The following is a 21953-nucleotide window of genomic DNA, read 5'->3' as shown; positions in this document are numbered from 1 at the left end:
AGTTGCCCGTCGCGGGAACTCCTCCCGCCAGACACGCGGGCGGATCAACCGTCCGGGACACAGAAGGCGGGTCGTCATGCGCCTGCGCACACCCCTGCTCACCACCGTGGCCCTGGCCACGCTGCTGGCCACCGCCGCGTGCGGTGAGTCCGGCTCCTCCGGCACCGGCGGCTCGTCCGCCGGCGGCGGCGAGGCGGCCTCCGGCGATGCCTGCGCCCCGGTCGCCGGCGACCAGCTCGTCGTCCTCGAGGACGACAAGGAGCTGCAGAACGCCGACAACGTGGTGCCGGTGCTCAACGCCGCCTACGCCTCGGCGAACCCGGCCGCCCTCGAGGCGCTGAACTCGGTCTCCGCGGTGCTCACCACCGAGGACCTCATCGAGCTGAACAACCAGGTCGACGTGCAGCGCCAGGACGCCACCGAGGTGGCGCAGACCTACGTCGACGACAACGGGCTCGGTGGCGACGTCACCGGGGGCAGCGGCGCCGTCGTCGTCGGGGCCGGCAACTTCAGCGAGTCGACCATCCTGGCCAACGTCTACGCCGACGCGCTCACCGCGGCGGGCTTCCAGGCCACGGTCCAGGAGACCGGCAACCGCGAGGTCTACCTGCCGGCGCTGGCCCAGGGCCAGATCCAGGTGTTCCCGGAGTACCTGGCCACCTCGGCCAACTTCATCAGCGAGAACATCAACGGCTCGGGCAGCCTGGTCGCCACCGGCGACGTGCAGGAGACGCTCACCGCCGTCGAGCCGCTGGCCGCGCAGTTCGGCGTGACCTACGGCGACCCCTCCGACGCCCAGGACCAGAACGCGTTCGCGGTGACCACCGCCTTCGCCGACCAGCTCGGCGTCACCACGCTGTCCGAGCTGGCCGAGGCCTGCGGCGACGGCTCGCTGACCCTCGGCGGCCCGACCGAGTGCCCGACCCGCCCGGCCTGCCAGCTGGGCCTCGAGGACACCTACGGGCTGAAGTTCGCCGGCTTCTCCGAGTACGACGCCGGTGGCCCGCTCACCAAGCAGGCCATCCTCAACGGCGACGTCTCCATCGGCCTGGTGTTCAGCTCCGACGGGTCGCTCGCCCAGGGCTGACCCGCCCGCTCGACGGCCCTCCCCGGGATGCCCGGGGAGGGCCGTCGTCGTCTCAGTACCAGCCGCCCCCGGGCAGCTGCTCGCCCGCGGCCACGACGGCCTCGACCCGGTTGCCCTCCTGCGGCAGCGGGCACGACCAGCGCGGGTCGTAGGTGCAGCTGGGGTGGTAGGCGAAGTTCAGGTCGACCACCAGGTGCCCGTCGCCGGAGCCCAGGTCGGCGCCCTTGACGGTGTCCAGCAGGTAGCGGCCGCCGCCGTAGGTGCCGCGGCCGGCCGACCCGTCCCGCAGCGGCAGGAACACCCCACCGCCGTAGCCGCCCAGCCACCAGACGTCCAGCCGGCCGACCTCGCCCAGGGTCACCCGGCCGATGCGGTCCAGCGCGACCACGCCGTCGTCGGCGGTGGGCAGCTCCAGCCGCTGCGGCGGGGCGTCCTCGACGCGGGCGCGGAAGCGCAGCTCCGGGTCGTAGGGCGCGACCGGGAGACCGGTGAACGAGGCCCGGGCGGCCTCGGCGAGGGGGGAGTCCGGGTGCCCGGCGAACAGCTCGTCGCGGCCGGCCCGCCAGGCGGCCCACCCGGCCTCGGGGTCCTGGGCGGCGCGGGCGTCGGCGTAGAGGGCGTGCACGCGGCGGCGCCAGTCCAGCAGGGAGAGGGTCACCGGGGCAGCCTGCCAGCGGTCGCGGTGCGCGGCGCGACGACCGGTCCGCCCGCGACCGGACGCCCACTACCCTTCCCCCCGTGACGGACGGGGCTGCTGAGCAGGGCGGGGCCGCGCCGCGCGCCCGGACGACGTCCGCACGGGTGTCGCCGGTGGTGCGCATCACCGGGCTGGTGCTGGGCTTCGCGCTGGCCATCGCCGCGACGCTGGCGGTGTTCCTCACCGAGAACGCGCTGTACCTGCGGCTGGCGGTGATCGCCGTCGCGTGGGCGTTCGTCATCGCCGCCTTCTCGGCCGGCCGGCGGCGGACCGACCAGGCCCTGGCCGCCGGCCGCGAGGCCGAGCTGAAGCAGGCCTACGCGCTGGAGCTCGAGCGCGAGGTCGCCGCCCGCCGGGAGTACGAGCTGAAGCTGGAGAACCAGCTGCGCCGCGAGGCCCAGGAGTCGATGCGGGCCGAGCTCGACGGCCTGCGCGCCGACCTGGCGTCGCTGGCCGGGCTGCGGGAGAGCCTGCTGGAGCTGGGCGAGCTGCGGTCGGACATGGGCCGGCTGCGCCGGGAGCTGACCGAGCAGCTGGACGGCGAGATGCTGGTCGAGCGCATCGTGATGCGCACCCAGTCCATCCGGATGCCGGCCGAGCGGCCCGAGCTGGGGTCGCGGACGATCGACGCGCTGGGTGACTGGGAGGCCCCGTCGAGCCCGGCGGAGGAGGTCTCCCGCGTGCAGCCGCCGCCGGTGCCCGGCCCCGCCGTCCGGGCCGACGAGCCCGCGCCGGTGCCGCCGCCGGTCGAGCGCGCCCGGGTCGAGCCCCCGCCGGTCGAGCCGCCGCCGGTGGAGCTGCCGCCGGTCGAGCCGCCGGCGGCGGGGCCGTCGCGGCACGCCAGCCCCGGCCGCGACGACCGGGTGGCCAACGGTCCGACCGCGGCCCGGCACGGCACCGCGGAGCAGCCCCGGGTGGTGCTGCCCCCGGCCGCCCCACCGGCGCCCCGGCAGGACCGGCCCCCGGCACCCGGGGCGGCGCCCGCGCCGGTGGCCGGCCCGCCGGGCAGCCTCTGGGACGTGCCCGCCGAGACCCCGCCGGCCGGGCAGGTGGGGGAGCGCCCGCACCGGCGGGCCGCCCCCGAGGAGCCCCCGCCGCCGCCCGCGCAGCCCGAGCACGAGCCGGACGTCTACGAGACCGCCGGCCACCAGCGGCTCACCGAGATCCTGGCCGAGTCCGGCGCGACCCTGGGCGGTCGCCGCCGGCGCCGCCGCCGCGAGGACGACGACGGCGACGACGACGTCCTCGCCCGGGTGCTCGACCAGCGCTAGATCGGGCCCTGGGACAGCGCGCCGCCGTCGAGCACCAGGGTCTGCCCGGTGACCCAGCCGGCCGCGTCGGACAGCAGGTAGGCCCCGGCCTCGCCGATGTCCTCGGGCACCCCGAGCCGGCCCACCGGGTACTGCCGGGACACCGCGTCCTCGCGGCCCTCGAACAGCGCCTCGGCGAACTTCGTCTTGACCACGGCCGGGGCGACGGCGTTCACCCGGATCCGCTGCGGGCCCAGCTCCACGGCCAGCTGCGTGGTCAGGTTGACCAGGGCGGCCTTGCTGACGCCGTAGGCCGCGATGCCCTGGCTGGACTTCAGCCCCGCGACCGACGCCACGATGAGCACCGACCCGCCGTGCTCGCCCAGCCAGGCCCGGTGCGCCTCCTGCACCAGGCCCAGCGTGCTCACCACGTTGGTGTCCAGGATCTTGCGGAAGGCGTCCAGCGGCGCGTCCACCAGCGGCCCGTAGACGGGGTTGATGCCGACGTTGCCGACCAGGTGGTCCAGGCTGCCGAAGGTCTCGACCGCGGTGCGCACCGCCTCGGCGCGGTGCTCGGCGTCCCCGGCGTTGCCGGCCACGGCCACGGCCACCTCCGGGCCGCCGAGGGACTCCACCGCCTCGGCGAGCGCCTCGGGCTTGCGGGCGGTGAGCACCACCCGCGCGCCGCGGTCGACGAGCGAGCGCGCGATGGCCAGGCCGATGCCTCGGCTGGCGCCGGTCACCAGGGCGGTGCGGCCGGCGAAGGAGAACAGGTCGGTGCGAGCGGCTTCGGTCACAGGCGGCACCGTATCCACCGCCCCCCGGGGTGAGTGACCCCACACCTCGCAGCCGTGGCCGGGCACGCGCGCGGGGCGCACACTCGTCGGCGCCCGTCCTCCGCGTGACAACCCGTTGCAGCGGCCCGGCCGGGCACCGCACCACCCAGCACGAACCAGCACCACCCGGGTCCTCGACGAGGAGGGCCCGTCGTCGCCGAGATGTCCGGTACCCGCGAGGGCCCGGAACGAGAGGTGCACACCGATGGACCAGTTCAGCGCAGCCCTGCCCGCGGACCGGCACAGCCCCGCCCGCCTGCGCGTCGGCATCGTCGGCGCCGGCCGCGTCGGCGCCGTCCTGGGCGCCGCGCTCGCCGCCGCCGGCCACGACGTGGTCGCCGCCGCGGGCCTGTCCGACGCCTCGCGCGCCCGCGCCGCCCGGCTGCTGCCCGGCACACCGCTGCTGCCCACCGACGAGGTGGTCGCCGCCAGCGACCTCGTCGTCCTCGCCGTCCCCGACGACGCCCTCCCCGGCCTGGTCGCGGGCCTGGCCGGCACCGGCGGCTGGCGCCGCGGCCAGCTGGCCCTCCACACCTCCGGCGCGCACGGGCTGGCGGTGCTGGCCCCCGCCGAGGAGGCCGGCGTGCTGGGCCTGGCGCTGCACCCCGCGATGACCTTCTCCGGGGGGCCCGAGGACCTGCCCCGCCTGCTCGGCACCCCGTTCGGCGTCACCAGCCGGCCCGAGCACCGCGCGGTCGCCGAGACCGTGGTCCTGGAGATGGGCGGCGAGCCCTTCTGGGTCGCCGAGGCCGACCGGGTGCTCTACCACGCGGCCCTGGTCACCGGCGCCAACCACCTGGTCACCCTGGTCGCCGAGGCCGCCGACCTGCTCCGCACCGCCGGCGTGGAGCAGCCCGCCCGGGTCCTCGGCCCGCTGCTGGGCGCCGCGCTGGACAACGGTCTGCGCCGCGGCGACGCCGGCCTCACCGGCCCGGTCAGCCGCGGTGACGTCGGCACCGTCGCCGGGCACGTGGCCGCGCTGGCCGAGCGCGCCCCCGACGCCGTCGCCGGCTACGTGGCCATGGCCCGCCGCACCACCGAGCGCGCCGCGGCCGCCGGCCGGCTCAAGCCGCACGAGGCGCAGCCGCTGACCGACCTGCTCGACGGCGTCGAGGTGCCGCGGTGACCGCGGTCACCCCGACCGCCGTCGCGGAGACCGCCGCCGAGCTGCGCGAGCTGGTCGCCGACCTGCCGGGCCCGGTCGTGCTGGTGCCCACCATGGGCGCGCTGCACGAGGGCCACCGCACGCTGGTCCGGCACGCCCGCACCCTCGGCGGCGGCGTCGTGGTCTCGGTCTTCGTCAACCCGACCCAGTTCGGCCCCGGCGAGGACTTCGACCGCTACCCCCGCACCTGGGACGCCGACCTCGCCGCCCTGGCGGAGGAGGGCGCCGACGTGGTGTTCCACCCCGGGGTCGCCGAGGTCTACCCCGACGGCGCGGTCGGCGTGGGGGTGCACCCCGGTCCGCTCGGCGACGTGCTGGAGGGCGCCGTCCGGCCCGGGCACTTCGCCGGCGTGCTCACCGTCGTCGCGACGCTGTTCGGGCTGGTGCGCCCCGACGTCGCCGTCTTCGGCGAGAAGGACTACCAGCAGCTGACCCTGATCCGGGCCATGGCCCGGGAGCTGGCCCTCGGCGTCGACGTGGTCGGCGTCCCCACCGTCCGCGAGGAGGACGGCATGGCGCTGTCCTCGCGCAACCGCTACCTCGACCCGGCCCAGCGCCGAGCCGCGGCGGCGATCTCGGCGGCGCTGCGCGCCGGTGCCGCCGCCGGGCCGCAGGGCCCGGGCGTCGTCCTCGCGGCAGCGCAGCAGGTGCTGGACGGCGAGCCGTCGCTGGTCCCGGACTACCTGGCCCTCACCGACCCCGACCTGGGCCCGGCGCCGTCGGCCGGCCCGGCCCGCCTGCTGGTCGCCGCCCGCGCCGGCAGCACCCGCCTGATCGACAACACCGCCGTGACCCTGGGGGAGCCCCGATGATGCGCACGATGCTCAAGTCCAAGATCCACCGGGCCACGGTCACCCAGGCCGACCTGCACTACGTCGGCTCGGTGACGATCGACGAGGACCTGCTGGACGCCGCGGACCTGCTGCCCGGCGAGCAGGTCGCGATCGTCGACGTGACCAACGGCGCCCGGCTGGAGACCTACGTGATCCCGGGGCAGCGCGGCTCGGGCGTCATCGGGATCAACGGCGCCGCCGCGCACCTGGTGCACCCCGGCGACCTGGTCATCCTGATCAGCTACGGCCTGATGGACGAGACCGAGGCCAAGTCCTTCCTGCCCAGGGTCGTGCACGTCGACGGCGACAACCGCGTCGTCGAGCTGGGCGTCGACCCGGCGACCCCGCCGCCCGGTGTGGCGGGCAACGGCCTGGTCCGGGGGGATACGGTCCGCGGGTGACACTCGCCGGCCCGGTCGTGGGGCCCCCGCTGGCCACCCGGCTGCCGTCGCGGCTGGCCGCGCCCGTGCCCGGGTGGGAGCTGACCGCCGACGTCTGCGTGGTGGGGTCCGGCGTCGCCGGTCTCTGCGTCGCGCTGCACGCCCGGGCGGCCGGCCTGTCGGTCGCCGTCGTCACCAAGGTCGAGGTGGACGACGGCTCGACGCGGTGGGCGCAGGGCGGCATCGCCGCGGTGCTCGCCGCCACCGACTCCCCGGCCGCGCACGCCGCCGACACCGAGACCGCCGGCGTCGGCCTGTGCGAGCCCGACGCCGTGCACGCCCTGGTCACCGAGGGCCCCGACCGGCTGCGCGAGCTCATGGCCTGGGGGGCGGCCTTCGACCGCGGGCCGGACGGCGATCTGCTGCTCACCCGCGAGGGCGGGCACCACGCCGACCGGATCGTGCACGCCGGCGGCGACGCGACCGGGGCCGAGGTGCAGCGCGCGCTGCACGCCGCCGTCACCGCCGACCCCGGCATCACCCTCGTCGAGCACGCGATGGTGCTCGACCTGGTCACCGACGCCGCCGGGCGCGCGGCCGGGGTGACCCTGCACGTGCTGGGCGAGGGCAGCTCCGACGGCGTCGGCGCGGTGCGCTCCCGCGCGGTGGTGCTGGCCACCGGCGGCATGGGCCAGGTCTACGCCTCGACCACCAACCCGTCGGTCTCCACCGGCGACGGCGTGGCGCTGGGGCTGCGGGCCGGGGCGGTGGCCACCGACCTGGAGTTCGTGCAGTTCCACCCGACCGCGCTCTACCTCGGCCCGGACTCCCGCGGCCAGCAGCCGCTGGTCAGCGAGGCGCTGCGCGGCGAGGGCGCACTGCTGCGCGACGGCGCCGGCGAGCGGTTCATGGTCGGGGTGCACCCGCTGGCCGAGCTCGCCCCCCGCGACGTGGTCGCCAAGGCCATCACCCGGGTGCAGCTGCGCGACGGCACCGACCACGTGTTCCTCGACGCCCGGCACGTCGAGGGCCTGGAGCAGCGGTTCCCCACGATCGTGGCCCGCTGCCGGGAGGCCGGCATCGACCCGGTCACCGAGCTCGTGCCGGTCACCCCCGCCGCGCACTACGCCTCCGGCGGGCTGGTCACCGACCTGGCCGGCCGCACCACCGTGCCCGGGCTCTACGCCTGCGGCGAGGTGGCCTGCACCGGGGTGCACGGGGCCAACCGGCTGGCGTCGAACTCGCTGCTGGAGGGCCTGGTGTTCGCCGGCCGGATCGGTGCCGAGCTGGCCGCCGGCCTGCCCGACCCCCAGCCCGCGCCGCCCCAGCTCGCCCACCTGGACGGCCTGCTCGACCCGGCCGCCCGCGGCCGGCTGACCGCCACCATGTCCAGCCGGGTCGGCGCGCTGCGCAGCGGCGCCGGGCTGACCGTGGCCGCCGGCGAGCTGGCCGCGCTCGCCGGCCTGCTGGGCACCGCCGAGCCCGGGGTGGCCGGCTGGGAGGCCACCGACCTGCTCACCGTCGCCACCGCGCTCACCGCCGCCGCCGGTGCCCGCGAGGAGACCCGCGGCTGCCACTGGCGGGAGGACCACCCCGCCGACGACGACGCCTGGCGGGTGCACGTCGACGTCGCGCTGCATCCCGACGGCACCCTGCAGCTCACCCCGCGCCCGGTCGGCACGCCGCCGGAGGTGCACTGGTGAGCGGTGCCCTGCCCGCCGACCCGCGGGACCTCACCGGCACCGGCCTGGACGAGGCCTGGGTGACCGACCTGGTCGAGCGCACCCTGGCCGAGGACCTCACCGGCGGCAGCCCGCTGCCGCACGCCCCCGACCAGGCGGTGGCCCACGACGTCACCAGCGCCGCCACCGTGCCGGCCACCCAGCGCGGCACCGCCGACCTGGTCGCCCGGGCCGACGGCGTCGTCGCGGGCCTCCCGGTCGCCGCGCGGGTGTTCACCCGGCTGGCGCCCTCGGCCACCCTGGTGGCCGGCGCGGCCGACGGCGACCGGGTGCGCCGGGGCGACGTGCTGCTCACCGTCACCGGCTACGTGCGGGCGCTGCTGGCCGCCGAGCGGTCGGCGCTGAACATCGCCAGCCGGGCCTCGGGCATCGCCACGGCCACCCGCGCCTGGGTGGACGCCGTCGAGGGCACCGGCGCGGTCGTGCTGGACACCCGCAAGACCACGCCCCTGCTGCGGCCGCTGGAGAAGTACGCGGTGCGCTGCGGCGGCGGGTCGAACAAGCGGATGGGCCTCTACGACGTCGCCATGGTCAAGGACAACCACGTCGCCGCCGCGGGGTCGGTGGCCGCCGCGGTCGCCGCCGTCCGGGAGCGCGCACCGCGGGTGCCCGTGCAGGTGGAGGCCGACACCGTCGCGCAGGCCGTGGAGGCCGTGGAGGCCGGCGCGGACTTCCTGCTGCTGGACAACATGCCGCCCGAGGTGCTCCGCGAGGCCGTCGCCGCGGTGGGTGGCCGAGCGCACACCGAGGCCACCGGTGGGCTGACCCTGCCCGGCGCCCGTGCGGTCGCCGAGACCGGCGTGGACTACCTGTCGGTCGGCGCGCTGACGCACAGCTCGCCGATCCTGGACCTCGCCCTGGACCTGCGGACGGCCTGACGTGCTGCTCTGCGTGGACGTCGGCAACAGCCACACCGTGCTGGCCACCTTCGACGGTGCCCGGGTGACCGGCTGCTGGCGGGTGCGCACCCAGCCCCGAGCCACGGCCGACGAGATCCAGCTGGTCTGGCGCGGCCTGCTGCGCGACACCGAGGTCACCGGGGTGGCCGCCTGCTCCACGGTGCCCCAGCTGCTCCCGGTGCTGCGCCAGCTGCTGGACCGCCTCGACGTCCCGGTCACCCTGGTGGGGCCGGGTGTGCGCACCGGCGTCCCGCTGCACGTGGACAACCCCCGCGAGGTCGGCGCCGACCGGGTGGTCACCGCCCTGGCCGCCCACGAGCTGTACGGCAAGCGCCCCGACGGCACCGGCCGGCCGGTGGTCGTCGTGGACTTCGGCACCTCCACCACGGTGGACGCCGTGGGCCCGACCGGCGCGTTCCTGGGCGGCGCGCTGGCGCCCGGCGTCGAGGTGTCGCTGGACGCGCTGGCGTCCCGGGCCGCCCAGCTGCGGTCGGTGGAGCTGACCGTGCCGGAGAAGGCCATCGGCAAGAACACCGTCGCCGCGCTGCAGTCCGGCGTCGTCCTCGGGTTCGCCGGCCTGGTCGACGGCCTGGTCGACCGGGTCGCCGCCGAGCTGATGACCACCTTCGGCGTCGGCCCGGTCGTGGTGGCCACCGGCGGGCTGCACCCGCTGGTGGTGGACAGCTGCCGGTCGGTGGGGGAGCGCGACCCCGACCTCACCGTGCAGGGCCTGCGGTTGGCGCACGAGCGGCACCAGTCGTCCAGGTGAGGGCGAGCCGCCGGGCGCGGCTCCGTAGGCTTGCCGGGTGACCGACGGCCCTCCCGACACCCCCGACGACGAGCTCCCCGAGCAGCTGCGGGTCCGCCGCGGCAAGCTCGACCGGCTGCGCGAGGCAGGCGTGGAGCCCTACCCGGTCTCGGTGCCGCGGACGACGTCGCTGGCCGCCGTCCGCGAGGCGCACCCGGAGCTGGACGCCGACACCATGACCGGCGAGGTCGTGGGCGTCACCGGCCGGGTCATCTTCAGCCGCAACACCGGCAAGCTGTGCTTCGCCACGCTCCGCGAGGGCGGCACCGAGCTGCAGGTGATGCTCTCCCGCGACCGCGTCGGCGAGGAGGCCCTGGCGGCGTGGAAGGCCGACGTGGACCTCGGCGACCACGTGCTGGTCACCGGCGAGGTCGGCACCTCCCGCCGCGGCGAGCTGTCGGTGTTCGCCGACTCGTGGCAGCTGGCCGCCAAGGCGCTGCGCCCGCTGCCGGTGGCGCACAAGCCGATGAGCGAGGAGCTGCGGGTCCGCCGCCGCTACGTCGACCTCATCGTGCGCGACGAGGCCCGCCGCACCGTGCACCAGCGGGCCGCGGTGAACGCCGCCGTCCGGGCCGGGCTGACCTCCCGCGGCTACCTGGAGGTCGAGACCCCGATGCTCCAGGTGGTGCACGGCGGGGCCACGGCTCGTCCATTCCGCACGCACATGAATGCGTTCGACCTGGACCTCTACCTGCGCATCGCGCCGGAATTGTTCCTCAAGCGCTGCATCGTCGGCGGCCTGGACCGGGTGTTCGAGATCAACCGGAACTTCCGGAACGAGGGGGCCGACTCCTCGCATTCCCCGGAGTTCGCGATGCTGGAGTTCTACGAGGCCCACGCCGACTACCAGGACATGGCGCGCACCACCCGGGAACTGGTGCAGGAATCGTGCGCGGCGCTGTTCGGCGACCACACCGCGCGCCACCACGACGGCACCGAGGTGGACCTGTCCGGGGAATGGCCGCAGGTGTCGCTCTACGGCATCACCTCCGAGGCGCTGGGCGAGGAGATCACCCCCGGCAGCACCGTCGAGGAGCTGCGCGCGCACGCCGAGCGGGTGGAGCTCGGCGTCGACCCGGCCTGGGGGCACGGCAAGCTCGTCGAGGAGCTGTTCGAGGCGCTGGTGCAGCACTCGCTCCAGGCGCCGACGTTCGTCGTGGACTACCCGACCGACACCTCTCCGCTGACCCGTGCGCACCGCAGCACGCCGGGGGTGGCCGAGAAGTGGGACCTCTACATCGGCGGGATCGAGCGGGGCACCGGCTACTCCGAGCTGGTCGACCCCACCGTGCAGCGCGAGCGGTTCACCCAGCAGGCGCTGCTGGCCGCGGCCGGCGACCCCGAGGCGATGGTGCTCGACGAGGACTTCCTCGAGGCGCTGGAGTACGGCATGCCGCCCACCGGTGGCGTCGGCATGGGCATGGACCGCCTGATGATGACGCTCACGGGTCTCGGCATCCGCGAGACGATCCTGTTCCCGTTGGTGCGTCCGCTCACTTCCTGAACAATTCGGTTCCCCTCACCCCTGCGAGCAGTTCTGTGCCGCAATTGCGCATTCTGCGGGCCGGTGTGGTGCAATGAATTCTGCCGCCGCCGATTCCGCGGCGGAATGCACGTGGCCACCACGGGGGCCGAACGACGCAGGAGCAGAAAATGGCACGCAAGGTCCAGGTCATCCTCAGTGACGACTTCGACGACGACGTCCCCGCCGACGAGACGGTGACCTTCGCCCTCGACGGCACCACCTACGAGATCGACCTCTCGGACAAGAACGCGACCGAGATGCGCGAGGTGTTCGCCAAGTACGTCGGCGCCGCCCGCAAGGTCGCCGGTCGCGGGCGCGCCTCCGGTGGTGGCCGCAGCAAGGCCACCGGGGGCAGCGGCTCGGGCGCGGGCCGGATGGACCGCGAGCAGGCCGGTGCGATCCGTGACTGGGCCCGCAAGAACGGCCACGAGGTCAGCGACCGCGGCCGCATCCCTGCCAGCGTGGTCGAGGCCTACGAGTCCGCCCACTGACGAAGGACCCCCGGAGGCCCGGTCACCCACGCGGTGGCCGGGCCTCCGTCGTCCGCTGAGGGCGTAACGGGCCCGGAACACCGGTCCCGGACCAGGGGTTGAGCAGGGTGGACGACAGCACCTCCGGGTGTGCAGGGCGCTCCGGCGCCCGTCGTCCGCGACTACAGTGGAACGACCGGTGCCCCGTTCATCGGAGAAGACACCGACGACGTCGGTCAGCAGGACCCCGCAGGGGGAGCAGCACCGCACGTCCGAGCCGGTCAGAGGGGAAGCAGCAGATGTTCGAACGGTTCACCGACCGAGCCCGACGGGTCGTCGTCCTGGCGCAGGAAGAAGCCAGGATGCTCAACCACAACTACATCGGCACCGAGCACATCCTCCTGGGCCTGATCCACGAGGGTGAGGGTGTCGCGGCCAAGGCGCTGGAGTCCCTGGGCATCTCGCTCGAGGGCGTCCGCCAGCAGGTCGAGGAGATCATCGGCCAGGGCCAGCAGGCCCCGTCCGGCCACATCCCCTTCACCCCGCGGGCCAAGAAGGTCCTCGAGCTGTCGCTGCGCGAGGCGCTCCAGCTCGGCCACAACTACATCGGCACCGAGCACATCCTGCTCGGCCTGATCCGCGAGGGCGAGGGCGTCGCCGCCCAGGTCCTGGTCAAGCTGGGTGCCGACCTCAACCGCGTCCGCCAGCAGGTCATCCAGCTGCTGAGCGGCTACCAGGGCAAGGAGCCCGCCGCCGCCGGCGGGCCCGCCGAGGGCACCCCGTCGACCTCGCTGGTCCTCGACCAGTTCGGCCGCAACCTCACCCAGGCCGCCCGCGACTCCAAGCTCGACCCGGTCATCGGGCGGGCCAAGGAGATCGAGCGGGTCATGCAGGTCCTCTCCCGCCGCACCAAGAACAACCCGGTGCTGATCGGCGAGCCCGGCGTCGGCAAGACCGCCGCCGTCGAGGGCCTGGCGCAGGCCATCGTCAAGGGCGAGGTGCCCGAGACGCTGAAGGACAAGCAGCTCTACACCCTCGACCTCGGCGCGCTGGTCGCCGGTTCCCGCTACCGCGGTGACTTCGAGGAGCGGCTGAAGAAGGTCCTCAAGGAGATCCGCACCCGCGGCGACATCATCCTGTTCATCGACGAGATCCACACCCTCGTCGGGGCCGGTGCCGCCGAGGGCGCCATCGACGCCGCCAGCATCCTCAAGCCGATGCTGGCCCGCGGCGAGCTGCAGACCATCGGCGCCACCACGCTGGACGAGTACCGCAAGCACCTGGAGAAGGACGCCGCGCTCGAGCGCCGCTTCCAGCCCATCCAGGTGTCGGAGCCGACGCTGGCGCACACGGTCGAGATCCTCAAGGGCCTGCGCGACCGGTACGAGGCGCACCACCGGATCAGCATCACCGACGCGGCGCTCGTCGCGGCGGCCACGCTGGCCGACCGGTACATCTCCGACCGCTTCCTGCCGGACAAGGCGATCGACCTGATCGACGAGGCCGGCGCCCGGATGCGCATCAAGCGGATGACCGCCCCGCCGGACCTGCGCGAGTTCGACGACCGCATCGCGGCCGTCCGCCGGGAGAAGGAGTCGGCGATCGACGCCCAGGACTTCGAGAAGGCGGCGAGCCTCCGCGACAAGGAGAAGCAGCTGCTGGGCGAGAAGTCCGAGCGCGAGAAGCAGTGGAAGGCCGGCGACATGGACGTCGTGGCCGAGGTCGACGAGGAGCAGATCGCCGAGGTCCTGGCCAACTGGACCGGCATCCCCGTCTTCAAGCTCACCGAGGAGGAGACCTCGCGTCTGCTCCGCATGGAGGACGAGCTCCACAAGCGGATCATCGGCCAGGAAGAGGCCATCAAGAGCGTCAGCCAGGCCATCCGGCGCACCCGTGCCGGGCTCAAGGACCCCCGCCGTCCCGGTGGGTCGTTCATCTTCGCCGGCCCCTCGGGCGTCGGGAAGACCGAGCTGGCCAAGTCCCTGGCGAACTTCCTGTTCGGCGACGACGACGCACTCATCCAGATCGACATGGGTGAGTACCACGACCGGTTCACCGTGTCCCGCCTCGTCGGTGCCCCTCCCGGCTACGTCGGCTACGACGAGGGTGGCCAGCTGACCGAGAAGGTCCGGCGCAAGCCGTTCTCGGTGGTCCTCTTCGACGAGATCGAGAAGGCGCACGCGGACGTGTTCAACACGCTGCTGCAGGTGCTCGAGGACGGCCGGCTGACCGACGGCCAGGGCCGGATCGTGGACTTCAAGAACACGATCCTGATCCTGACCACCAACCTCGGCACCCGGGACATCTCCAAGGCCGTGGGTCTGGGCTTCCAGGTCGGCAACGACGACCAGAGCAACTACGACCGGATGAAGCTCAAGGTCAACGAGGAGCTCAAGCAGCACTTCCGGCCGGAGTTCCTCAACCGCATCGACGACATCGTCGTGTTCCACCAGCTGACCGAGGACGAGATCGTCCACATCGTCGACCTCATGCTCTCCCGCGTGGAGGGCCAGCTGGCGAACAAGGACATGGCGCTCGAGGTCACCCCGGCGGCGAAGAAGCTGCTCGGTGCTCGCGGGTTCGACCCCGTGCTGGGTGCGCGGCCGCTGCGCCGCACCATCCAGCGCGAGATCGAGGACGCGCTCTCGGAGAAGATCCTCTACGGCGAGCTGGCCCCCGGTCAGATCATCGTGGTGGACGTCGACGAGGACGCCGACCCGACCAAGGCGACGTTCACCTTCCGCGGTGAGGCGAAGCCGATCGACGTCCCCGACACCCCGCCGGTGGCCCTCTCGGGCGCCGACGACGAGGACGGCCAGGCCGAGTCCACCAACTGAGGCCCTGCGTCACAGGAGGCCGCCACCCCAGCCGGGGTGGCGGCCTCCGCCGTGTCGGGGTCAGCCCGGCAGCGCGAAGCGCCCGTCGTCGGTCTGCACGACCAGGCGGTCGACCAGCAGGGAGTCCAGGCAGCGGCCGCGCTGCACCGGGTCCTCCCACACCGCGTCGAGCTCGGGCTGCTCGACCGGGCCGGTGGCCGCGCGCAGCACGTCCAGCAGCCGGCCGCGCACCTGCCGGTCGGTGCCGGCGAACTTCTGCACCTTCCTCGGCGGCCCGTCGTGGGCGGGGGAGCCGGCCAGCCGCCACGCGCAGACCTCGCGCACCGGGCAGACCCCGCAGCGCGGGGTGCCGGCCACGCAGACCAGGGCGCCGAGCTCCATGACGGCGACGGAGAACCGCACCGCCCGGTCGTGGTCGGTCGGGGCGAGCGCGGCGACGTCGGCGAGGTCGCTGGTCCGGGCCGGCGCGGCCTCGGCCCGGCCGTGCACCAGCCGGGCCACCACGCGGCGCACGTTGGTGTCGACCACCGGCTGCCGCTGGCCGTAGCCGAAGCAGGCCACCGCCCGCGCGGTGTAGCTGCCGATGCCGGGCAACGACTCCAGCACCGCGACGTCGTCGGGCACCACGTCGCCGTGCTCGGCGGCGATGACCGCCGCGGCGGCCTGCAGGCGCAGCGCCCGCCGCGGGTAGCCGAGCTTGCCCCACGCGCGGATCACCTCGCCGGTGGGCTCGGCCGCCAGGGCCGAGGGCCGGGGCCAGCGCGCCAGCCACTGCCGCCAGACCGGCTCCACCCGGGCCACCGGTGTCTGCTGCAGCATGACCTCGCTGACCAGCACCGCCCAGGCGTCGACCCCCGGTTGCCGCCACGGCAGGTCGCGGGCGGCGGAGGCGTACCAGTCGACGACCAGCTCACCGGGGAGGTCGCCGCGCACGGGGGTGGTCACGGGGCACCAGTGTCCCAGCCGTCGCAGCCACTCCCGCGCCCGGCGAGCCGTCCGGGCACCGGGGCCCGTCGCCGATACCGTCACCGACGTGCTGCACCCGGTCGGCGAGCTGCCCGCGGGCGTCTACTGGCGTCGGCGGGCCCTCGTGCTGGGTGCGGTCCTGTCCGTCGTCGGCGGCGGCAGCTGGCTCGCGGTGTCGGCCACCGCCGCCCCCCAGGGCACGCAGGTCGCCGCGGACGCCACGGCGACCGCGCCGGGTGTCCCGTCCCTGGACCAGGTGGTGCCCTCGCTGGCCGCCGTCGCGGTGCCCTCGGCGGCCCCGGTGCCCGACCCCGCAGCCGCGGAGCCCACCCAGGAACCCGCCGCGGCATCCGCACCCGCCGGCCCCGTCTACACCCCCGGCCAGGCCTGCACCGACGACATGCTCGCCGTCGACGTGGTGCCCGACGCCCCGCAGGCCGCCGTCGGCAGCAAGCCGGTCTTCACGCTGGTGGTCACCAACACCTCGCCGGTGCCGTGCACCCGCAGCCTGGACGCCGGCCTGCGGGAGGTGGTCCTGCTCGACGCCGCCGGCACCCGGGTGTGGGGCAGCAACGACTGCTTCCCCGAGGTGAGCAGTGACCCCCGCACGCTCGCGGTCGGGGAGGCGGTCAGCTTCCCGGTGCAGTGGGGCGGGCGGACCAGCACCCCGGGGTGCACCACGCCGCGCACGGACCCGGCGCCGGGCAGCTACACCCTGCAGGGCCGGCTGGACACCAAGGCCGGGACGCCGGCACCGTTCGTGCTGGTCTAGCTGTAGCGGTCGAGGATCGAGGTCTCGGCCAGCCGGGACAGGCCCTCGCGGATGCCGCGGGCCCGTGCCTCGCCGACGCCGTCGACGCTGAGCAGGTCCTCGATGGTGGCGGCGAGGAGCTTCTGCAGGCCGCCGAAGTGGGTGACCAGCCGGTCGATGATGCCGGCCGGCAGCCGGGGCACCCGGGCCAGCAGCCGGTAGCCGCGGGGGCTGACGGGGGAGTCGAGTGCGTCGGGCGAGGTGGGCAGGCCGTAGCAGCGGGCCACCGCGGACAGGTCGAGCAGCTCGGTGGCGCTCAGCGCGCGCAGGTCGGTGAGCACCTCCTCGCCGGCCGGGGTGCGACGGCCGTCGGAGGGCAGGTAGTCGCGGACGAGCAGGCCGCGGTCCTCCTCGACGCCGGCCAGCATCTCGTCCAGCTGCAGCGCGAGCAGGCGGCCGTCGGTGCCGAGCTCGACGACGAAGCCCTCGATCTCGTCGGCGATCCGACGGACCATCTCCAGCCGCTGGCTCACGCTCATCGCGTCGCGGACGGTGACCAGGTCCTCGATCTCCAGCGCCGACAGCGTGCTGGCCACCTCGTCGAGGCGGAGCTTGTACCGCTCCAGGGCGGCGAGCGCCTGGTTCGCGCGGGCCAGGATGGTGGTGGGGTGCTCGAGGGTGTAGCGGCGCCCGGCGACGTAGACCGAGATGATGTGCATCGACTGGCTGACCGAGATGACCGGGAAGCCGGTCTGCAGGGCGACCCGCTCGGCGGTGCGGTGCCGGGTGCCCGACTCCTCGGTGGGGATGGTGGGGTCGGGCATGAGGTGCACGCCGGCCCGCACGATGCGGAGGCCGTCGGCGGAGACGATCACCGCGCCGTCCATCTTGGCCAGCTCGCGCAGCCGGGTCGCCGACAGCGCCACGTCCAGGGCGAACCCGCCGGTGCACAGCGACTCGACCACGCCGTCGTAGCCCAGGACGATGAGCGCCCCGGTGCGCCCGGCCAGGATCCGCTCCAGGCCGTCGCGCAGGGCGGTGCCCGGGGCGATGCGCCCGAGCAGTTCGCGCAGTGCGACGTCGGGGTCCAGGGCGGGCACGGGTTGCTCCTGACGTGGGCGGGGAGGGCTCGGCCGAGTCTAGGTGACGGTCCCGGGGGTGTCCGGGGCTGCGGCCGCCCCGTGACCGGGCGGTGACCTGCGCGGGCGCGCGGCGCCGCCCCCGGGGGCCGGGCTCAGAACAGCCGGTTGAGCAGGGCGCCGAGGTCGGGGACCTCCACCACCCGCAGCCCGCGCGGCACCGGCCCGGGGTCGGGCGGGACGACGGCGAGGGTGTAGCCCTGCCGCGCCGCCTCGGCCAGCCGGCGCCCGATGCCCCCGACCCGGCGGACCTCGCCGGACAGGCCCACCTCGCCGAAGGCCACCATGCCCACCGGGAGCGCCTTGTCCTTGGCCGAGGACGCGATGGCCAGGGCGACGGCCATGTCGGCCGCGGGCTCGAGGATGCGCACCCCGCCCACCGAGGCGGCGAAGACGTCGGAGCCGCCCAGCGGCACCCCGCCCCGCCGCTCGACCACGGCGTTGATCATCGCCAGCCGCTGCGGGTCGAGGCCGCTGACCGCCCGCCGCGGGGACCCGCCGCCGTTGTTGGTCGCCACCAGCGCCTGCACCTCGGCCAGCAGCGGGCGGCTGCCCTCCATGGTCACCGTGACGCTGCTGCCGGCCACCGGGGCGGCGCGCTTGGAGACGAACAGGTGCGAGGGGTCGGGGACGCCGACCACGCCGCCGTCGCCGATCTCGAAGCAGCCGATCTCGTCGGCCGGGCCGAACCGGTTCTTGGTCGCCCGCACCAGCCGCAGGGTGGAGTGCCGCTCGCCGTCGAAGCTGATGACCACGTCGACCAGGTGCTCCAGCGCCCGGGGGCCGGCGATCGCGCCGTCCTTGGTCACGTGGCCGACCAGGATCACGGTCATGCCGCGGGCCTTGGCCACGCCGGTGAGCGCGCTGGCCACCGCGCGCACCTGGGTGGCGCCGCCGTCGGTGCCGTCGACGGCGGGGGAGCGCACGGTCTGCACGCTGTCGAGCACGAGCAGGGAGGGGTTGACCTCCTCGACGTGCGAGAGCACCGCGGACAGCTCGGTCTCCGCGGCCAGGAACAGGTGGGGGTGCAGGGCGCCGATGCGCTCGGCCCGCAGCCGGACCTGGGCCGCGGACTCCTCGCCCGAGACGACCAGCGTGGGCCCGTTGGACTCGGCCACCCGGTGGGCGACCTCGAGCAGCAGCGTGGACTTGCCCACCCCGGGCTCGCCGGCCACCAGCAGGACCGCGCCGGGGACGAGGCCGCCGCCGAGCACGCGGTCGAACTCGCCGATCCCGGTCGGGACGGCGCGCGAGCCCTCGAGCTCGACCTGCGCGATGGGGCGGGCCCGGCCGGTGACCGGGCCGGGGGCGACCGTGCGCAGCCCGCCGGAGGCGCCGCCGCCGACCTCGGCGAGGGTGCCCCAGGCCTGGCACTCGGGGCAGCGGCCGACCCAGCGCGGGGAGGTGGCCCCGCACTCGCTGCAGCGGTGGGCGGGGCGGGACTTCACGACGGTGGGCGGCACGGGCCCATGGTGGCGCGGGGGTACGACAGAACCGCGGAGGTCACCCCTCGGCGGCGCCGCCCTCCCCCTCGTGGAAGTCGAACTCCTCGCCGCGCGGCAGGTCCAGCGACGGGGTGCCGACCAGCACCGGCAGGGTCACCTCGCCGGCGTCGCGGAAGGTGAAGGTGACCTCGAGCGACTGCGCCGGGGTGAGCGCCTCGGTGAGCCCGGTCAGCGTGACCTGCGGGCCGCCCTCGCCGACGAACACGTTGCCGCCGGCCGGGATGGTGAAGCCGGTGGGGGCCGCCTCGGTGGCGTTGCCGGGGTCGACGACCTCGTAGGCCTCGAAGCCGGGGCCGGAGATGTCGGTCAGCTCGTCGTCGGCCGGGCCGGAGTTGGCGATGGCCACCAGCAGCCGGGCGTCGCCGCCCTCCTCGTAGGAGCCGCTCTGCGGGTAGGCCGTGGTGGCGGTGCGCAGGTGGATGCTGCCCAGGTCGGCCTGGCCGCCGCGGATGTCGCGGTCCTGGGTCGCGGTCTGGGCGATCTGGCCGGCGCTGCAGGCAGACAGGACCACCGGGGACAGCACCAGCACACCGATCGTGGCGGCGCGCACAACGCGGTTCACGGCGGGGGACCTCCTACGGCACCGGGGACACCCGGGCATCGTCGACTCGAGTCGCGCTGAGCCTATCGGTCTGCCCACGATGCGCGCGTGGAGGTGAGCGGTGTGGCTGCGGACGACCCGGCACTGGCCGATTTCCCGGAGCGGGCGCCGGGCACCCGGCGGTGGTGCTTCGCCGACCAGCTGGGTCCGCACTTCCTGGACGACCCGCACCAGGAGGTGCTGCTCGTGGAGTCCCGGGCGGTGTTCCGGCGGCGCCGCTTCCACCGGCAGAAGGCCCACCTGCTGCTGTCGGCGCTGCGGCACCGGGCGGCCGAGCTCGGCGACCAGGCCCGATTCCTGCAGACCACCACCTACGCCGAGGCGCTGGACGCCGTCGACGAGCCGGTGAGCGTGTGCGCACCGACGACCTGGCCGGCGCGGGACTTCGTGCTGGCCCGCGACGGCGTGCAGGTGCTCGCCTCGCGCGGGTTCGTCACCGACGAGCAGACCTTCCGGCGCTGGGCCACCGGCCGCGGCACCGACGGCGGCAAGCGGCTGCTCATGGACGACTTCTACCGCGCCGCCCGGCAGCACCACGACGTCCTCATGGAGGGCAGCGAGCCCACCGGCGGGAAGTACAACTTCGACCACGACAACCGGGAGCCCCCGCCGAAGGACGGCGCGTCGCCGGCGCCCGAGCCGTGGATCCCGGCCGAGGACGAGATCGACGAGCAGGTGCGCGCCGACCTCGACCGCTGGGAGGCCGACGGCGACGTCTCCTTCGTCGGGGACGACGGCCCGCGGCTGTTCCCGGTCACCCGCCGGGAGACCCTGCACCGGCTGCGCGACTTCCTGGCCCACCGCCTGGCCGCCTTCGGCCCGCACGAGGACGCGATGCTGGCCGACGAGCCCTGGCTGGCGCACTCGTTGCTGTCGGCGCCGATGAACCTGGGCCTGGTCGACCCGGCCGAGGTGGTGCAGCGGGCCGAGCAGGCCTACCGCGACGAGGGCCTGCCGCTGAACTCCGTCGAGGGGTTCGTCCGGCAGGTGATGGGGTGGCGCGACTACATCTGGCACCTCTACTGGCACCTGGGCCGGGAGTACCGGCACGGCAACGCCCTGGACGCGCACGCCGAGGTGCCCGCCTGGATGGCCGAGCTCGACACCGCCGACCTCGACGCGGCCTGCCTGTCCGGCGTGGTCGGCGACCTGCGCTCCCGCGGCTGGGTGCACCACATCCCGCGGCTGATGGTGCTGGGCAACTACGCGCTGCAGCGCGGCATCGAGCCGCTGGCGATGACCGACTGGATGCACCGCACCTTCGTCGACGCCTACGACTGGGTGATGGTGCCCAACGTGGTCGGCATGAGCCAGCACGCCGACGGCGGGGTGCTGGCCACCAAGCCCTACGCCGCGGGCGGGGCCTACATCGACCGGATGAGCGACTACTGCGGCGGCTGCCGGTACGACCCGAAGAAGCGGCTCGGCGAGGACGCCTGCCCCTTCACCGCCGGCTACTGGGGCTTCCTGGACCGGGTCGAGGACACCCTGGCGGGCAACCGGCGGATGGCGCAGCCGCTGGCCGGGCTGCGCCGGCTCAAGGACCGCGAGGCGGTCGTCGAGCAGGAGCAGCAGCGGGGGACCGACCCCTACTGAACCGCCCCGCCGCCCACCAGCAGCAGGACGACGTCGACCACGGTCAGCAGCATCACCGCCGGGAACGCCGCGGCCCGGAACCGGGCGGTGCCCGCCAGGGCGGCGACCACCAGCGCGGGGACGGCGACCACCAGCGCGACCCAGCCGACCGCCGAGGGCGGGCCGGCCGGGCCGAGCACCAGCACCAGCGAGGCCGCACCGAGCAGCCCGGCCGCCACCAACGCGGAGACCGCCGCGCCGAGCCGGTGCGGCAGGCCGCGCACCCCGGTGGCCGCGTCGTCCTCCAGGTCGGGGGCGACGTTGGCCAGGTGCGCCGCCCCGCCCAGCAGCGCCCCGGCGGCGACCAGCCACCACGGGGCCACCGGGGTGCCCGGGGCCGCGGCCACGACGCCGGCGGGCAGCAGCCCGAAGGCCACCAGGTAGGGCAGCATCGAGGCCGCCGTCCGCTTCAGCCCGGCGTTGTAGGCCCAGCCGCCGGCGACCACGCCCAGCAGCAGCACCCCGGGGGCGGGCCCGAGCGCGAGGGAGCCGACGACGGCCAGGACGACGGCGGCCAGCGCCGCGGCGCGCAGCCGGGCGGGGCTGACCAGGCCCTGCACCGTCGGCTTGTCCGCCCGGGCGACCGCGGCGTCGCGGCCGGCGTCCAGCCAGTCGTTGCTCCACCCGATCGAGGCCTGCCCGGCCAGCACGGCCAGCCCCACCAGCGCCGTCCGGCCGGGGCCGACCCCGGCCGCGACGGCGAGCAGGGTGGCCACCGCGGTGACCGCCACGGTGGGTCCGAGATGGGTCGCCAGGGCCATCGCGGTGACGGTGCGCACAGCCCCCGACCGCGGGCGATCGCCCGGCACACGCACACCAACCACCCC

The 21953-nt window shown here is 75.2% G+C and carries 20 protein-coding genes; 13 read left to right on the top strand and 7 right to left on the bottom strand.

Annotated features, from left to right (window positions below; translation table 11 throughout):
* The first annotated feature begins 76 nt into the window (after positions 1-76).
* A complete protein-coding gene (locus BLT39_RS01970) occupies positions 77-1087 on the top strand; it encodes a glycine betaine ABC transporter substrate-binding protein (protein WP_091057746.1) in 1011 nt (336 codons plus the stop codon).
* 52 nt (positions 1088-1139) lie between these two features.
* Here BLT39_RS01970 and BLT39_RS01965 read toward each other — a convergent pair whose 3' ends face one another.
* Positions 1140-1745 (bottom strand): DUF1684 domain-containing protein, encoded by a 606-nt coding sequence (locus BLT39_RS01965; RefSeq protein WP_091057743.1) that lies wholly within the window; start codon positions 1743-1745, stop codon positions 1140-1142.
* A gap of 80 nt (positions 1746-1825) precedes the next feature.
* On the opposite strand from BLT39_RS01965, the gene BLT39_RS01960 reads away from it, so the two are divergent.
* Complete coding sequence (locus BLT39_RS01960) at positions 1826-3055, top strand: DUF6779 domain-containing protein (protein WP_131801381.1); 1230 nt, start codon at positions 1826-1828, stop codon at positions 3053-3055.
* On the opposite strand, the gene BLT39_RS01955 is transcribed toward BLT39_RS01960, so the two are convergent.
* The gene (locus BLT39_RS01955) at positions 3052-3831 is read right to left on the bottom strand and encodes an SDR family oxidoreductase (RefSeq protein ID WP_242658087.1); all 780 of its coding nucleotides are present in this window, start codon (positions 3829-3831) and stop codon (positions 3052-3054) included. The two genes, BLT39_RS01960 and BLT39_RS01955, sit on opposite strands and share 4 nt — an antisense overlap.
* Before the next feature lie 244 nt (positions 3832-4075).
* Here BLT39_RS01955 and BLT39_RS01950 point away from each other — a divergent pair, with 244 nt between their 5' ends.
* The 9 genes from BLT39_RS01950 (at position 4076) to BLT39_RS01910 (ending at position 14529) form a co-directional block, all read left to right on the top strand.
* Entirely contained in the window at positions 4076-4996 is a 921-nt protein-coding gene (locus BLT39_RS01950; protein WP_091057738.1) for a Rossmann-like and DUF2520 domain-containing protein, read from the top strand.
* Entirely contained in the window at positions 4993-5847 is an 855-nt protein-coding gene (gene panC, locus BLT39_RS01945; RefSeq protein WP_091057735.1) for a pantoate--beta-alanine ligase, read from the top strand. Before BLT39_RS01950 ends, panC begins: the two co-directional genes overlap by 4 nt.
* A complete protein-coding gene (gene panD, locus BLT39_RS01940) occupies positions 5844-6269 on the top strand; it encodes an aspartate 1-decarboxylase (protein WP_091057730.1) in 426 nt (141 codons plus the stop codon). The genes panC and panD overlap by 4 nt, the downstream gene beginning before the upstream one ends.
* Positions 6266-7951 (top strand): L-aspartate oxidase, encoded by a 1686-nt coding sequence (locus BLT39_RS01935; protein WP_242658086.1) that lies wholly within the window; start codon positions 6266-6268, stop codon positions 7949-7951. The genes panD and BLT39_RS01935 overlap by 4 nt, the downstream gene beginning before the upstream one ends.
* Complete coding sequence (gene nadC, locus BLT39_RS01930; protein ID WP_242658085.1) at positions 7948-8868, top strand: carboxylating nicotinate-nucleotide diphosphorylase; 921 nt, start codon at positions 7948-7950, stop codon at positions 8866-8868. The genes BLT39_RS01935 and nadC overlap by 4 nt, the downstream gene beginning before the upstream one ends.
* 13 nt (positions 8869-8881) lie before the next feature.
* Positions 8882-9658, top strand: coding sequence for a type III pantothenate kinase (locus BLT39_RS01925; protein WP_242658084.1), 777 nt, complete (start codon positions 8882-8884; stop codon positions 9656-9658).
* 37 nt (positions 9659-9695) lie between these two features.
* Positions 9696-11201, top strand: coding sequence for a lysine--tRNA ligase (lysS, locus tag BLT39_RS01920; protein WP_091057722.1), 1506 nt, complete (start codon positions 9696-9698; stop codon positions 11199-11201).
* A gap of 149 nt (positions 11202-11350) precedes the next feature.
* A complete protein-coding gene (locus BLT39_RS01915) occupies positions 11351-11713 on the top strand; it encodes a histone-like nucleoid-structuring protein Lsr2 (protein ID WP_091057719.1) in 363 nt (120 codons plus the stop codon).
* Positions 11714-11991: 278 nt separating this feature from the next.
* Complete coding sequence (locus tag BLT39_RS01910; RefSeq protein ID WP_091057716.1) at positions 11992-14529, top strand: ATP-dependent Clp protease ATP-binding subunit; 2538 nt, start codon at positions 11992-11994, stop codon at positions 14527-14529.
* A 60-nt stretch (positions 14530-14589) separates the two neighbouring features.
* Here the strand turns inward: BLT39_RS01910 and BLT39_RS01905 are convergent, their stop codons facing one another.
* Positions 14590-15474: an HhH-GPD family protein gene (locus BLT39_RS01905; RefSeq protein WP_091057714.1), complete on the bottom strand. Its 885-nt coding sequence runs from the start codon at positions 15472-15474 to the stop codon at positions 14590-14592.
* An 88-nt stretch (positions 15475-15562) separates the two neighbouring features.
* On the opposite strand from BLT39_RS01905, the gene BLT39_RS01900 reads away from it, so the two are divergent.
* Entirely contained in the window at positions 15563-16267 is a 705-nt protein-coding gene (locus tag BLT39_RS01900; RefSeq protein WP_091057711.1) for a MucR family transcriptional regulator, read from the top strand.
* Here BLT39_RS01900 and disA read toward each other — a convergent pair.
* The 3 genes from disA to BLT39_RS01885 all read right to left on the bottom strand — a co-directional run bounded on the left by disA (position 16264) and on the right by BLT39_RS01885 (position 19452).
* Entirely contained in the window at positions 16264-17346 is a 1083-nt protein-coding gene (gene disA / locus BLT39_RS01895; protein WP_091057708.1) for a DNA integrity scanning diadenylate cyclase DisA, read from the bottom strand. The genes BLT39_RS01900 and disA overlap by 4 nt on opposite strands.
* Before the next feature lie 134 nt (positions 17347-17480).
* Entirely contained in the window at positions 17481-18848 is a 1368-nt protein-coding gene (gene radA / locus BLT39_RS01890; protein WP_207507517.1) for a DNA repair protein RadA, read from the bottom strand.
* 40 nt (positions 18849-18888) lie between these two features.
* The gene (locus BLT39_RS01885; protein ID WP_165640097.1) at positions 18889-19452 is read right to left on the bottom strand and encodes a copper chaperone PCu(A)C; all 564 of its coding nucleotides are present in this window, start codon (positions 19450-19452) and stop codon (positions 18889-18891) included.
* 102 nt (positions 19453-19554) lie between these two features.
* On the opposite strand from BLT39_RS01885, the gene BLT39_RS01880 reads away from it, so the two are divergent.
* On the top strand, positions 19555-21087 hold the full coding sequence (locus tag BLT39_RS01880; protein ID WP_242658083.1) for a cryptochrome/photolyase family protein: 1533 nt from the start codon (positions 19555-19557) through the stop codon (positions 21085-21087).
* Here BLT39_RS01880 and BLT39_RS01875 read toward each other — a convergent pair.
* On the bottom strand, positions 21081-21887 hold the full coding sequence (locus BLT39_RS01875) for a UbiA family prenyltransferase (RefSeq protein ID WP_091059219.1): 807 nt from the start codon (positions 21885-21887) through the stop codon (positions 21081-21083). The genes BLT39_RS01880 and BLT39_RS01875 overlap by 7 nt on opposite strands.
* Between the last annotated feature and the right edge of the window lie 66 nt (positions 21888-21953).

It is taken from the genome of Klenkia brasiliensis, from assembly GCF_900100695.1.
Taxonomy (GTDB): domain Bacteria; phylum Actinomycetota; class Actinomycetes; order Mycobacteriales; family Geodermatophilaceae; genus Klenkia; species Klenkia brasiliensis.
This window is presented reverse-complemented; position numbering and strand designations above follow the sequence as displayed.

Bases quoted from the DNA above. Each gene is read 5' to 3' on its own strand.
- BLT39_RS01970 (WP_091057746.1), top strand. From the start codon at position 77: ATGCGCCTGCGCACACCCCTGCTCACCACCGTGGCCCTGGCCACGCTG.
- BLT39_RS01950 (WP_091057738.1), top strand. From the start codon at position 4,076: ATGGACCAGTTCAGCGCAGCCCTGCCCGCGGACCGGCACAGCCCCGCC.
- panD (WP_091057730.1), top strand. From the start codon at position 5,844: ATGATGCGCACGATGCTCAAGTCCAAGATCCACCGGGCCACGGTCACC.
- BLT39_RS01915 (WP_091057719.1), top strand. From the start codon at position 11,351: ATGGCACGCAAGGTCCAGGTCATCCTCAGTGACGACTTCGACGACGAC.
- BLT39_RS01910 (WP_091057716.1), top strand. From the start codon at position 11,992: ATGTTCGAACGGTTCACCGACCGAGCCCGACGGGTCGTCGTCCTGGCG.
- BLT39_RS01875 (WP_091059219.1), bottom strand. From the start codon at position 21,887: ATGGCCCTGGCGACCCATCTCGGACCCACCGTGGCGGTCACCGCGGTG.